Origin of the sequence: Paenibacillus sp. UNC496MF (assembly GCF_900113915.1) — a bacterium.
Taxonomy (GTDB): Bacteria; Bacillota; Bacilli; order Paenibacillales; family Paenibacillaceae; genus Paenibacillus_Z; species Paenibacillus_Z artemisiicola.
In genome coordinates, this window is sequence record NZ_FORE01000019.1 from 42,925 (window position 1) to 56,301 (window position 13,377).

Genomic DNA, 13,377 nt, shown 5'->3' on the forward strand with positions numbered 1-13,377 from the left:
CTTATCTCGCCTCTCTTTTCGGATTCCGATCCGGAAGCTGACGGGCAGATTCGGGTATGGGCCAACGTTCCTCTTCCTTCACGTCCGCTCTCGCGCCCCACTTTGACAATAATCGATAGTAGGCCTCTTTTTGCTCCTGTCTCTTTACGATAGTCGGAATGTCCCAGTCTGTTTCCAATATCGCCCGAAGCTCCCTATAAACGCTGGGCTGCTCGTGCCGCAAATTCGTTCCTTCCAAAGGATCACCCGCCAAGTCAAAAAGCAAATCGTGTTCCTCAAAGTACGTATAAGAAATGAGCTTCCATTTTCCTTTACGGACCATTCGCGCGGGTACGCGATGTCCCTTTTCGTCCTTCACCACATATTCGCTCAAAACAGCCCGCTCCAGGTTCTCCGTTTCTCCGAGCAACTGTGGCAGCAAGCTTTGACCTGATTGTTCAGGCGGGGCAACGGCACCGATTAAATCGCAGAGTGTCGGTCCGATATCAAGCATGCTGACGGCTCCTTGAATGTTCCTCCCTCCTTGAAAGCCCTCGATACCATGGCCTGACACGACAATCGGAATTCTCGCCGAGCCCTCGAAGAATGTCTCCTTGCCGTAGAAATGATGTTCGCCCGCTTGATCGCCGTGATCGGATAAATAAACAAAAAGCCCTTGTCTTTCGTTCCGGTCCAAATATTGACGCCAAGCTTGATGAACGGAACCGATTTGCTGATCGATGTTTTCGATCATGCCGAAGTAGGCGGCCCGAACGTCTCTCATCAACTCGCTATCAATTCGATTTTGCTTGTTGGATAGAATCGGATTTCCTGCCAGAACGTCTACTGCATTATGGTGAGGGAGCTCAGCGAGATCGCGGTAATAAGCGTATAGCTCCGTCGGAGCGACATAGCTGAAATGCGGTGCATAAGTTCCGACCACCACGCATTGCGGCTTCTCATGATCCTCTTGCAAATAGTCAAGAGCCGCTTGAACAACGGCCCTGTCGTAGGCAAGAACAGGCGAATCGCCGCCGCCGACCACCTCCAAGCAGCGCTCCTTACTAAACGTGCCAACATACGGACCCAAATCCGCCCGCTTCTTGCCCCCTCTACCCCAATACAGCGGAGTGATCTCTCCCATAATTCGCTTCGTAAATCCGTGACGCTGATCGTCGCCGACAAAATGCATCCGGCCACAAAGCACCGTCTCATAGCCTTCTGCGGCAATCGAATGAATAAAGGTAGGCTGATCCACAGGTATCGCGCCTTGATTCGAAAAAATTCCCGTTACGGACGGCAGTTGGCCGGTTAGAAAGGCGGACCGGGCCGGCACGCAAAGCGGACATGCCGTGTACGCCGTATCGAAAGCAACTCCGTCTGCGGCAAGCCGATCCAAATTGGGTGTTCGCACGACCGGATGACCAGCATATCCCGTGTAGTTTCCATGGTGCTGATCGGATAAAAAGATCAATAGATCAGGCTGCGGCATTTGTTTTCCTCCTCTGCTGCTCGATTATCCTTTGATGGAACCGAGCAGCATCCCTTTGTTGAAGTACTTTTGGAACAGCGGATAAATGGCGAGTAGCGGCAATGCGGCAATAAGAACGGCGGCCATTTTGACCGGAGGACCGTATTCGAAGCCATTCAGCTCGTCTGCGTTGGACGAATCGTTCGCCGCCAGCAGCATTTGCCGCAAATACACTTGAAGCGGCCATTTTGCCGAATCGTCCAGATAGATAATGGCGGAAAAATACGTATTCCAGTTGTTGACCAAATAAAATAATAAAAAGGTCATGATCGCCGGCATGGACAGCGGCACGACAATGTTCCATAGCAAACGGAACTCCTTGCATCCGTCGATTCTAGCCGCTTCTTCCAATTCGCTCGGAAACCTGCTGAAAAAGCTGCGCATGACGATCAAGTTAAAAGACGCAACCGCTCCGCTTAGCCACAACGACCAGTAGCTATCCAATAGATGCAGTCCTTTGATGACCAGATAAGTAGGGATAATCCCGCCGCTGAACAGCATCGTGAACAGCACCATGAAATTGATCCATCTTCTTCCCGCCAAGTACGGCTTGGACAAGCCGTACGCCATAAGTGCAGTCAGCACAATGTTGATGACGGTTCCAACCGCCGTAATGTAGACAGAACTTCGAAGGGCATCTACGAAATTACGGTTGTTGATCAAATAGCCGTACGAATTCCATGTGAACCTTGAGGGAATCAGATAGAAACCCCGGGTGATTGCCTCTTCCCTAGTGGAGAAGGAGATGACAACGAGATAGAGGAAGGGGAGGAAAATAGCTGCAAAAGCAAAGCCGCAAGCGGTATATATGATGATTCTGAACAGAATATCAGAACGCCGCAAGGTAAGACTCGCCATTTCAGTACACTCCTTCCTCGCCGATTTTTTTCGAAAGCGCGTTGAATACGATGATGAGAATGAGCCCGACAAGGGACTTAAACAGTCCGACCGCCGTGCTGTAGCTGAATTCAGCCGATTGTATGCCGATTCTGTATACAAACGTATCAAAGACGTCCGAAACCCCCAGGTTGAGCGAGTTTTGCATCAGGAATATATGCTCGAATCCGATATCCATCACATGGCCGAGTCTTAGAATAAACAGAACGACAATCGTTGATTTGAGGGCGGGGAGACTGACATGAAGCATCTGCCTCCATCTACTGGCTCCATCCATCACGGCGGCTTCGTACAGCGACGGATCGACGGATGCCAGTGCCGCAATGAAGATGATCGCGCTCCATCCAGTCTCTTTCCATATATTTTGGAGCAAATACACCCACCGGAAATAGACCGGATCGGTCAACAGCTCGACCCGCTTCATCCCGTGATTTTCGAGATAATTATTGAACATGCCATCTTGGGTAGAAAAAAAGATGACCATCATGCCCACGACGACAACCCATGAAACGAAATGAGGCATATACGTCACCGTCTGTACCAGTCTGCCAAACCAACGGACTCTGATCTCGTTCAGCAACAGCGTAAACACGATGGGAGCAGGAAAGAACAAAAATAAATTGATCGAGCTCAGCACCAGCGTATTGCTGAGCAGCTTCATAAAGTCTTGTTCGGCGAACAACTGATGAAAGTTGTCCAGCCCGACCCATGGACTATGCAAAAACCCTTCAAACGGATCGTAGTTCTGAAATGCAATGATTAATCCGCCCATCGGAATATACTTGAAGATAATAAAATAAAGGAACCCCGGCAGGATCATGATATACAGTGGAATATCCTGCCGGATCCGCAGCTTCAGCTTGCCATTTCCGCCTCGCATGCTTTCATCCCCAAACCTGTATGATTACGACTGTGTCAAGACGTATTGATCGTTGATTTCCTTCACGATTTGATCGCCGCCGCCCGATCTCCAAGCCTTCGCCGCTTTTTCGATATTATCCAACGGTTCTTTGCCTACGATAATATTGACCATGGTTGTGAGCCATTCCTGATTCAGCTGCGTTCCGAGCTGGACCGCCGTGTCCGACTGCAAGCCAACCGCCGGATTCGGCCACTTGTATTTCGAGCCGTTCTCAATCCACTGAAACACGGATTTGGCATACTCCTGATCGTCCCATTTACGGATTTGAATATTCGGGTCGAATCTGCGGAAGAACCAGGTGGACAGAAGATAAGGTCTATCCTGATCGAAAGCGGGCAGCTTCTCGTATTTGTCGTCTCCGACCTTCTTGTAATGGATGCCTTCTACGCCGTTCTTGATCAAGTCGTAGCCTTCGTCCGAGAGCATATAGTCGAGCAGCTTTACAATACGCTGCTGCTTTTTCGGGTCGATTTTATTGTTGATGACGATTTTCCCCAAGCTGACTGACGTAACGGTGGCCTGCAGCCCCGTCGGTCCTTTCGGAGGCGTCAATTGAACAACCTGCGCGTCCGGAGCTACTTTTTTAAGAGTGGTCATCGTGACCGTTTGCAGTTGGTTCGCGTTCACATAATGGATGCCGCTTTTGTTCGCTTCGAATTTATCGAGCGGCTCCCGATTTTTGTTGACCGCAAAATCTTTATCGAGCACGCCTTCGGAATAAGCTTTACGAAGGAAGCCGATGAAGTCCGTCAACTCTTTCGTTTGCAACTGATACGGCACAAGCTTTCCGTCCACCAGCTTCCATTGGTTGCCGAGGCCAAAAGCACCCATCAGATAATCCAGGTTGTTAAAGCCGCCATTCTTATTCAAGGCAAAGCTAAAGCCGATGGTATCCTTCTTCCCGTCTCCGTCGGGATCGTCATTGACGAACGCTTTTGCCGTCTCGTAAAATTCGTCGACTGTGGTCGGCGCTTTCAAATGAAGCTTATCCAGCCAATCCTGCCGAATGGCAAGGTTATCCCTGAATTCCGGCACGTATTTCGGTAATCCGTATACTTTGCCTTTCGGGTTCAGGATTTCCATCGCATCCGCCCCCAAATATGTCGTGAAGTTCGGATATTGAGCGAGGTAGGGCGTATAATCGAGAAAAATGTTTTTGACCTGCCATTTCTGGTATAACGCCGTATCGCCGATCTCGTATACGTCGGGGAAATTGCCCGACGCGGCGAGCACGTTCAGTTTATCCTTGTAATCGTCCGTCGGAATCCACTGGATTTTCAAATCGATATTCAGTTTTTTGTCCAGCGCCAGCAGCACCGGATTGTTGTCCGGCCAACCTCCGCCTTGATTGCTCGATACCATCAAATTGATCGTCAATTTCTCGCTGCTGTCATCCTGTGCATTGGCCGCAGGCGCGCTCGTTGCGGCTGGTTTGGATTCACAGCCCGCTAGGCTCAGACTTGTTGCCAGCGCCAATAATGCCAAACTTCTTTTTTTCATGACTTTGTAATCTCTCCCTGTTTTTCATATGTTCTAAAGCTGTTTTTTTCTAACCTTGCCTCCGGAGGAGTTACTCTATTTCCGATATCCGCTTTTCGGCAAATTGACAATTCAACTTGTTGCACCCTCCTTACGCACGGGATACCCATGGCACCTATATCGTTTCTTTCCAATCCCACCCAAATGTTGCGCAGGAGAAACTCTCTTCAACTCCGCCACCTGCTTCCGTCGGATTGAATCCCCATAAATTTCGCTTACTATTCCTACTGATATACTATGTTTTGCGGGCATGCAATTATATTAATCGCAAGTTTTCTGGAATCAAATATCATTTTGTCTAGTCTGCATTTGTCATTTTGTCGGGTAGACCGGAAAGCCCTGGGCCGGGCGGCACACCACGAGGTGGCAAACGATGTGTATCCATCACAAAAAAGCCCTTGATTTTCAAGGGCTTTGGTTTTGGAAGATTATCCCTATAAGACTCGTCCAGTCCAACAGATAGGAAAAAAGGTGGAGGAGCATATCATTTTGTCTAGTGCCGTTTATTAATTTGTCTGTTTAGCTTGAGTCGGCGACATTCCGTAATATTTGCTAAAAGCTCTGGAGAAGGAGAAAAGATCCGGATAACCTACGGATAAAGCAATTTCCGTCACGCTAAACCCGGTGTCCTTCAGTAGTTCCCTTCCTTTCTCCATACGAAGCTTAATGATATATTGCATCGGGCTACATCCGATAAGACGGCTGCATTCCTGATAGAGATGGGAGCGATGAACACCTGCCACCTTAACCACATCGGAGACTGCAATATTTTCCGTATAATGCGTGTTCATATACTGAATACTTCGTTTCAGCCAATCTGCCGTCTCCTCGGTTTTGGTCAGCTCGCTGGCCCGAAGAGACAATGTCACGAAGAACTGATATAACTTCAACTGCAGCAGTGCTTCGTCATATTCAGCCTTATCCCGCAGCAGATCTTGAATGGCAGTCATCGTTCGTTCATGTTCCAGCATCCAGCGATCGGTTACATACGGCTTCGCTCGGCTAAATCCGATACGTTCCACCAGCTTCTCCGCTTGACTACCTTGGAAGGCCAGCCAATACATGCGCAGCGGATCTTCATTCTCGGCCAGTTGATAGCTGTACCGCAATCCGGGAAAAAGGCAGAACAGATCTCCGCTGCGAAGCCGAACGGTCTCATTGTCGAAAGCTAGCGTCATGTTTCCACCGATAATTGCATGAACGGAATAACACTCAATCACCCTGGGCCCGACCTGATAATTCGACTTTGCCTTGTTACGGCCGGCCCGAATGGCCCACAGTCCGCCGCTTTTCTCAAAATCGGAGGGCGTGTGGTACAAGTATTCAGCGTACTCATGACCATATTCAATCATAAACTTACCCTCTTGGCCGGTTCCCCAGCCTTACAAGCGAACCTCGGCTTCCAATACGCGCCGTTGTCCACTACGCTTACTCTCCACTGGCTCAATCCTCGCTGGTTGTTCGCCGGCTTCAACCATCCGCCGTAGCAGGCGTTCCCGCAACGCAGCCGTTACTTCTTGATGCGACTCGAAGCCAATCAGGTTCGTCAACTCGTAAGGGTCGGCCAAAAGATCGTACAGATACTCCTCATAATAAACATCGGATGAAGACGAATCCTGGATCGGATCGGCAGAGGAGACAGAATATTTCCAACGAGAAGTCCGGATCGACCGCCCGACTTGCGCTTCGCTGATCTGAATGTAGACGTCGTCCGGCCATTCCTTCGTATCCCTGTGCAGCAAAGGTAGAATCGACCGCCCCTGCATGACATCCGGTACAGGGATGCCGGCCGCATCGAGCAGCGTTGGCGCCAAATCAATTAAGCTGACGAGTTCGCGGATTTGTCCCCGGCTGTTAAAACCAGGTCCGATCGCCGCCGTCGGGACACGGATCGAGCTCTCGTGGCACGAACGTTTGTATTCGCTATTGCGTGTCTTGAAGTGACAGCCGTGATCGGAGGTGAACAAAATAATCGTGTCATCGGCAAGCTCCAGGCTCTTGACAGCGTCAAAGATCCGCCCGAGCGCTTCGTCGAGCCGCTTCACCATCCCGTAGTAACCGCCTAGGTGCTGCGCGCTTGTGCCACCGAGTGCCGCCAGATCCGGCGGGGTCCATCTTCCGGTATAGGATTCACGGTAGACGTCGGGCGAAGGATAGTCGTCCCGATGATTCTGATGATGAGGCTCAAGGAAGGACAGGAAGAGGAAGAACGGCTGTTCCTTCTCCGCGTCGATAAACCGGATAGCCGCATCCGTCAAGGCGTCCACGCGATATCCCGGTAGCTTTACGCGCTCGTTATCGTTATTGAAGACGACGGTGTCGTATGAATCTGAAGTCATCTCAAGCGCATTAGCCGCAAGCCAATATTCATATCCGCCGCGTCCTTTCTCGGTTACTGGGTTTTCGTCTGCCAGATGCCATTTGCCAATATATCCGGTTTTGTAGCCCGCCCCGCGGAAATGGTGCGCAAGCGTCTTCGTCCCCTTCGGAAGCGGTATTTTGTTGCGGTAGCATCCGGTCGTCGTCGGGTACAGCCCCGACTGGAATACCGAACGCGCCGGACCGCATACCGGCTGGCAGGTAAAGGAATGGTACAGATGCGTACCTTGCACTGCCATCCGATCGAAGTTGGGCGTCAGTCCTAGCGGGTTGCCATGAGCGCCGGTCGTATCCCAGCGCTGTTGATCCGTGAAGAAAACGATCACGTTCGGCTGCGAATCTCTTTTGGCCATCTTGATTCAACTCCTATTCTTGGTAATGGTAATGCAGAAACAGCACGCCGTCCCCTTCGATGTCCGCGGACAAGACGCCGCCTTGAAGCACATGCGAACGCGGCGCCCAGATCGATCGAAACGAAGGCGCCTCCGACTCGTTCAAGGCCAGCTGCTCCAAACTGAGGCGCGCTTTCCGTTTCTCCGTCGTGCGGTTAAACACGCCGATCCAGCCTTGTCGCGCATCGGCACGGTGCGGACTCTTCCAAACTTCGAGTCCTTCGCCCGCATGCACCTTGTACCCCATGACGCCGTTTTGGTTACACGCCAGCATGTCCGGATTCGTAATAAGCGAGAAGGAAAAATCGTCGGAGGTCGGTAGATCTCCACCCATGAAAAGCGGCGATGCCGCCATCGCACGGATCGTGATGAAGGTCAGTTTCTGGTTTGCCGATAGACCGCTCATCCGCTCGAAGCCTTTGCCGCTCAGCTGCTCCTCCGCCACGCTTTCCTTGTAGGACGAGCCGTCGGTTCGCGGCTTCCACAGCTGCAGATGGCCGAACGGAATCATGTCCAGATCGAGCCAGAATCCTTCTTGCCGGAACTCGTTGTAGACGCTCCAGGCATGAAACGCTTTATCCAGATCGGCCCGGTTGTCCCAAATATCGCGCGTCGTCCGGAGCATGTTCGCCTGCTGGTAGACGTCTATGTTCGCAGGCGTCGTCTGGCCGCCCGGAGACAGGCTGAGCACGATGTCCCGTCCCGAGGTGCGGATCGCCTTCGCGATGGCATCGATCTCCCGGGGATGCCCGGTGATGTCGTCCGCTTTGATAAAGTCGACGCCCCATCCGGCCAACATGTGAATCCAAGAATCGTAGTAAGCTTGTGCCCCGGGATGATCAATGTTGACGCCGTAGTTGTAGGGGCACCAGACGCAGGTATCTTCCGTATCGGCAATGTCAGCGGCCCGGTAAGGCGTGCCGTACACGGGCAGGTTCAGCATGACAGCCTTGCGGGGGATGCCTCTCATTACATGGATGCCGAATTTCAACTCCAGCTCGTGGACGCGGTCGATGAGCCGCCGGATTCCGTTCGGAAAATAACAGCGCGACGGCTGCAGCCTGCCGTATTCGTCCACGTGCACGTCGTCCGCATGGCGAACGCTGGGATAACGACTACCTTCCGCGAGTTCATACTCCGCAAACCAGCCGTTGTCCACAACAAAATAGTCGTAACCTGCCGGCTTCAAAAGCTCGGCCATCGCTTCGGCATTGCGGAGCAGCGCCTCCTCCGGCGCGGCGCAGCCGTAGCAGTCGAAGCTGTTCCAGCCCAGCGGCGGGCGAGGAGTCAACCGCAGCGGCGTCCCCTCTAGGCCAGCTTCATGTTCGATTCCGTTCACCGTAAATCCTCCTTTGTGCAAAAGGTCGCTTAAGCACCGGCGATCCGGGGCATCGGCAGCGGCTCTTTGCCCAGCTCCGCCCAGGCGTACCGGAGTAGCAGTTCCGACTTCAGTGCCGCATGCGCAGGTTCGTTCCACAAGTTCCGCACCTCGTCTGGGTCCTCCTGCAGGTCGAACAGCTCGCCATATGGCCGATTGTAATAAACGGTTAGCTTGTATCGCTCGTCGACGTACGTTTTCAGATGAATGGTCGTTGGTTCGTGATGGTTCTCGCACAAGATATGGTTACGAACGGACTCGCGCTTGCCGTTCCATACCTCGCTCTGGTCCTTGCCCGTCATCGTGGCGGGGATCGGCAACCCCGCATAGGCGAGCAGCGTCGGGGCAATGTCAACCAGCGATTGCATCGATGCCGACAAGCGGCCTGCCGGTACGCGGCCAGGGTAGCGAACGATCATCGGAACGCGGATCAGGTCTTCGTAATGGAACGGGCCCTTGGCGATCAGACCGTGCTGCCCGAATAGATGGCCGTGGTCGGACGTGAAAACGATCAGCGTATCTTCCGCCAGGCCAAGTTCGTCGAGCTTATCGAGGATGCGCCCGATATATCGATCCATCAGGCTCGTCATGCCGTAATATACGGCCACGTCTTTGCGGAGTGCCTCTTCCTGATGCAGATGCGACCGGAAGCCGTGCATGCCGAAGCCCGATTCGCGGTAGGCCGAGAAATCTGGCTCCTCCTCTTGGGTCAAGCGGAAGTGCGGCGGGTTCGCTTCATGCTCCCCGGCGTGCAAGCCCTGCAGCGTCAGCTGCTTCGGGTCGTACATCGTATCCCAAGGCTCCGGCACCAGGTACGGCGGATGCGGGTCAAAGAAGCTCGCCCACAGGAAGAACGGCTGCTCCTCCCGCTTGTAACGCTCAAGCTGCGCGTTGGTACGTTCGGCGATCCAGGCGTCATAGTGGAATTCCTCCGGGATCGGCCAGTGGTGGCGGTGCTTCTTGTCCATCGTGCCGGTCGGCGGTTGGAAGTAATCGCGCCAATTAAGGCAACCCTTCTCTTCCAGCCAAATCGCGTAATGCTGCCCTGCGTGGGCCTCGTTCGTATGGTTCCGGGCCAGTTCGACGTGACGGAAGCCGTAGAACGTCTCGTCGAAACGCCGCCAGTAATCCAAATCCTGCAGCAGCGGATACGATTCGATGGACGGATACTCCTCCGTCGAAGCGAGTGGCTGGAAGTGCGCCTTGCCGATTAACGCCGTCTCGTATCCGGCCTGAAGGAAATCTTCCCCGACTGTGTGAGCTTTCTCCGACAACTTCGTGCCGAGCGACCATGCGCCGTGCTGGCTTGGGTACTGCCCAGTGATCAACGAGCTGCGCGTCGGCGTGCACGTCGGGTTCGGGCAGTAAGCCCGGGTGAAGGTCGTTCCTTCCCGGACCAGACGGTCCAGATTCGGCGTCGAGATGTCTGGCTGGAACGCGCCGATCGTATTCCAATGCTGTTGGTCGCTCGTAATGAGCAGAATATTCGGTTTACGGCTCACCGTAGATCAACTCCGTTTCTAATGGTCCTGTGTAGTCGGGCCTGGCTGGCTCGCATCGGTCCCGATCGCAAGCGCCGGCCCCCAATCCGCCGTAGCTACGGTCGCGTATTTGTTAAATATGATATCGTCAACCCGCGCCGCTTCCTCCCACAGCTTCAGATACAGCTCCTTCTTCACGCTTGCGTATTCGGGAGCGTCCGCCACATTGATCAGCTCGAAGGGATCGGCGGACAGATCGTACAGTTCGTCGACGTCTGTCGGGTGATACACGAATTTGTATCGTTCCGTCCGCACCATGCGATGCGTGTAATACACTTCCACACCATTGCACTGGCTGTATACGGCATCGCGCCAGCGAACTGGCCGTTCATTCCGGAGCCAGGCGGCTAAGCTCGCACCGTTGGACTCGTTTAGTGCCTCTGCTTCGGCCAGCTCCACGAACGTCGGAGCCCAGTCCATGATGCTGACCAGTTCGTCCACGACTCTTCCCGGCTCCACGATGCCATTCGGCCAGCGAGCGACGCAGGGAAGGCGGTATGTCTCCTCGAATGGGCTGATGCCCTTCAGGTACAGTCCGTGCGCGCCCCCACTCTCCCCATGGTCGGAGAGGAAGAGGACCAGCGTATTTTCGGCCTGCCCCGTCGCTTCCAGCGCGTCCAGCACGTTGCCCAGCAGCTCGTCCACTAGTGTGCAGTAGCCCCAGTAATGCGCCGTCGCTTCCCGCACTTCCTCAGGCGCAAGCTGGTCCCACACCTTTCGCATGCGCCGGTATACGGCCGGCTTATCGGCGAGCGGATCGCCGTAATTCGGTGGCAGCGGAATCTCGGCAGGGTTGTACAGCTTGGCGTAAGGCTCGGGGATCACAAACGGATCATGCGGTCCCGTGACGCCCACATACAGGCACCATGGGTTGTCGCTGTCTTTTAGTTCCCGCAGCTTGCCGATGGCCTGCTCGACGACTTTGGCGTCTCTCGTATGCTCGGCAGCCGTCTCCGACATCCCGTACAGCCGGTATGGTCCCCATCCGGGACGCCTGAGTTCGCCGCGGCTTCGTTCCGCCCCCGGCTCCTCCCGCGGCATGGCCTGCCACTGCGGTATGGTAAGCCCCATCTGAGCGTCCTTGCCCGCCACGACCATGAGCTCCTCCCAGCCCCGGTCGGACGGATTCTCCTCCGCGGATACATGCCACTTGCCGGAGAAAAACAGATCGTATCCTGCCGCGCGCAGCTTCTCGGAGAACGTCTCGGCGCCCGGCCGGAGCCCCCTTCCTAGCGCCGCCGCATTGCTGACGTTGTTGTGAATCCCGTGCCGGGACGGATAGAGCCCGGTCATGAAGGACGCCCGCGACGGACAACAATGCGTCATCGTCGTATAGGTACGTCGGAAAGCGACGCCCTCCGATGCAAGCCGTACCGCGTTCGGCGTACGGCAAGGATGCCCTGGCGCGATAACTTCAGCCTGCTGCTGGTCGGTCATGAAGATCAGGATGTTGGGCCTGGTCATCGCGCCGCGAGCGCTTTCAGCTGCTCCTCCTGAAACGCATGAGCTCGCTCGTTCTCCTCTTCGGGATCGCAGATACGGCGAAGCTCGTCTTCGAGCTCGCGCGCCTTGTCGGGGAATTCCGAATAGACGTTGCGCAGCTCGTCCGGATCGTCGCTCAGCCGGAACAGTTGGTGCGGCGCTTCCATGTAGTAAATCAGCTTCCAGTCGCCCTTGCGGATCATATAAGCGCCCGAACGCGTGCCGTGGCCGTGGTATTCAGAGAAAATGACCCTTTCCGAATCGGAGGCGGGAATCGTCTGAAGCGGACTCCCCGTCCATTCGGCCGGACGCTCGGCGCCTACGGCGAAGAAGATGGAAGCCTGCACGTCCAGCAGGTCGACCGGCGTATCGACAACGGCTCCCGCGCCGAAGTCCGGTCCGGCCGCGATCACTGGAATGCGAACCGAATCTTCGTACAGCGAGCACTTCCACCACATCCCGAATTTGCCGAGCATATCGCCGTGGTCCGACGTATAAACCACGTTTGTACCGTCCGCTTGGGCCGTGCGCTGCAGCGTATCCAGCAGTCGGCCGATCTGCCGGTCGATGAAGGTAACGTTGCCGAGATAGCCTCTGCGGAGTCCGCGAGCCTGCTCCTCCGTGAAGAGATCCGTCTCGAAGTGCGCGCGCAAATCCCTGGCATACGGATGATCGGCGCTCTCCTGCTCCTTGCCGAAGCGGGGAAGGTCTTCGCCATGCGGGTAAAGGTCCCACAATTCTTGTGTGTTCCATTGGGGAAAATGGGGGTTGATCAGATTGATTGTCAGGCTCCACGGGCCATCCAACGTCGGCGCCGTCTCCTCAAGCCACTGCAAGGCAGCGTCCATGACCTTAAGGTCCGCGTCGAAGGCTTCATCTTTGACGCCATAGCCGTGCGCTCTTTCCGCCGCATCCTTGCGGATGGCTAGCGGCCTTCGGGAGAAATTTATATCTCCTGGAGCTTTGCCGTCCTTGGCCAAATGCATCTCCGAGAAGCCTAGCTTCTCGCCCTTCTCGTACACATGCGTTTTCCCGAAATGAACCGCATGCACCCCTTCATCTCGCAGCACGCGGCCGTAGGAAGGGAAATGATTGGGCAAATCGACATTGCAATTGCTGTACGCTTGCACCTCATGCACCCGGCGGCCGGAGATGAAAGCAGAACGACTAGGCGTGCAAAGCGGCGACGGGCAGTATGCGTTCCGGTATACTGTCCCCTGCCGCGCCAGCCGTTCCATATTCGGTGTCTGTACGAACGGATGGCCGTACACGGAAGAATAGAACGGATTGTGTTCGTCCGATAGAAATACGATAAAGTTGCTCACGGTTCAGCCTCC

10 protein-coding genes are annotated in these 13,377 nt (G+C 54.5%); all 10 read right to left on the reverse strand.

All coding sequences use genetic code 11. The annotated features are described in order from the left end of the window. Nucleotide 1: 1 nt before the first annotated feature. The 10 genes from BMZ79_RS29240 to BMZ79_RS29285 all read right to left on the reverse strand — a co-directional run bounded on the left by BMZ79_RS29240 (nucleotide 2) and on the right by BMZ79_RS29285 (nucleotide 13,365). Nucleotides 2–1,471 carry a sulfatase family protein gene (locus BMZ79_RS29240; protein ID WP_090647585.1) on the reverse strand — a complete coding sequence of 490 codons (1,470 nt, stop codon included), beginning with the start codon at nucleotides 1,469–1,471 and terminating at the stop codon, nucleotides 2–4. A 24-nt stretch (nucleotides 1,472–1,495) separates the two neighbouring features. After that, complete coding sequence (locus BMZ79_RS29245) at nucleotides 1,496–2,368, reverse strand: carbohydrate ABC transporter permease (protein ID WP_090647591.1); 873 nt, start codon at nucleotides 2,366–2,368, stop codon at nucleotides 1,496–1,498. A gap of 1 nt (nucleotide 2,369) precedes the next feature. Further along, the gene (locus BMZ79_RS29250; RefSeq protein ID WP_090647593.1) at nucleotides 2,370–3,287 is read right to left on the reverse strand and encodes an ABC transporter permease; all 918 of its coding nucleotides are present in this window, start codon (nucleotides 3,285–3,287) and stop codon (nucleotides 2,370–2,372) included. Nucleotides 3,288–3,311: 24 nt separating this feature from the next. After that, nucleotides 3,312–4,829 (reverse strand): extracellular solute-binding protein, encoded by a 1,518-nt coding sequence (locus BMZ79_RS29255; protein WP_090647596.1) that lies wholly within the window; start codon nucleotides 4,827–4,829, stop codon nucleotides 3,312–3,314. 545 nt (nucleotides 4,830–5,374) lie between these two features. Then, nucleotides 5,375–6,220, reverse strand: coding sequence for a helix-turn-helix transcriptional regulator (locus tag BMZ79_RS29260; RefSeq protein WP_090647598.1), 846 nt, complete (start codon nucleotides 6,218–6,220; stop codon nucleotides 5,375–5,377). A 30-nt stretch (nucleotides 6,221–6,250) separates the two neighbouring features. After that, a complete protein-coding gene (locus tag BMZ79_RS29265; protein WP_090647601.1) occupies nucleotides 6,251–7,600 on the reverse strand; it encodes a sulfatase family protein in 1,350 nt (449 codons plus the stop codon). Between the two features lie 13 nt (nucleotides 7,601–7,613). Beyond that, nucleotides 7,614–8,978, reverse strand: coding sequence for a glycoside hydrolase family 27 protein (locus BMZ79_RS29270; RefSeq protein ID WP_090647604.1), 1,365 nt, complete (start codon nucleotides 8,976–8,978; stop codon nucleotides 7,614–7,616). 29 nt (nucleotides 8,979–9,007) lie between these two features. Continuing rightward, entirely contained in the window at nucleotides 9,008–10,519 is a 1,512-nt protein-coding gene (locus tag BMZ79_RS29275; RefSeq protein ID WP_090647606.1) for a sulfatase family protein, read from the reverse strand. Nucleotides 10,520–10,537: 18 nt separating this feature from the next. Further along, the gene (locus BMZ79_RS29280; protein ID WP_090647609.1) at nucleotides 10,538–12,022 is read right to left on the reverse strand and encodes a sulfatase family protein; all 1,485 of its coding nucleotides are present in this window, start codon (nucleotides 12,020–12,022) and stop codon (nucleotides 10,538–10,540) included. After that, complete coding sequence (locus BMZ79_RS29285) at nucleotides 12,019–13,365, reverse strand: sulfatase family protein (protein ID WP_090647613.1); 1,347 nt, start codon at nucleotides 13,363–13,365, stop codon at nucleotides 12,019–12,021. Before BMZ79_RS29285 ends, BMZ79_RS29280 begins: the two co-directional genes overlap by 4 nt. Between the last annotated feature and the right edge of the window lie 12 nt (nucleotides 13,366–13,377).

Coding starts and splice junctions, on each gene's coding strand:
- BMZ79_RS29240 (WP_090647585.1), bottom strand. CDS start 1,471: ATGCCGCAGCCTGATCTATTGATCTTTTTATCCGATCAGCACCATGGA.
- BMZ79_RS29245 (WP_090647591.1), bottom strand. CDS start 2,368: ATGGCGAGTCTTACCTTGCGGCGTTCTGATATTCTGTTCAGAATCATC.
- BMZ79_RS29250 (WP_090647593.1), bottom strand. CDS start 3,287: ATGCGAGGCGGAAATGGCAAGCTGAAGCTGCGGATCCGGCAGGATATT.
- BMZ79_RS29255 (WP_090647596.1), bottom strand. CDS start 4,829: ATGAAAAAAAGAAGTTTGGCATTATTGGCGCTGGCAACAAGTCTGAGC.
- BMZ79_RS29260 (WP_090647598.1), bottom strand. CDS start 6,220: ATGATTGAATATGGTCATGAGTACGCTGAATACTTGTACCACACGCCC.
- BMZ79_RS29265 (WP_090647601.1), bottom strand. CDS start 7,600: ATGGCCAAAAGAGATTCGCAGCCGAACGTGATCGTTTTCTTCACGGAT.
- BMZ79_RS29280 (WP_090647609.1), bottom strand. CDS start 12,022: ATGACCAGGCCCAACATCCTGATCTTCATGACCGACCAGCAGCAGGCT.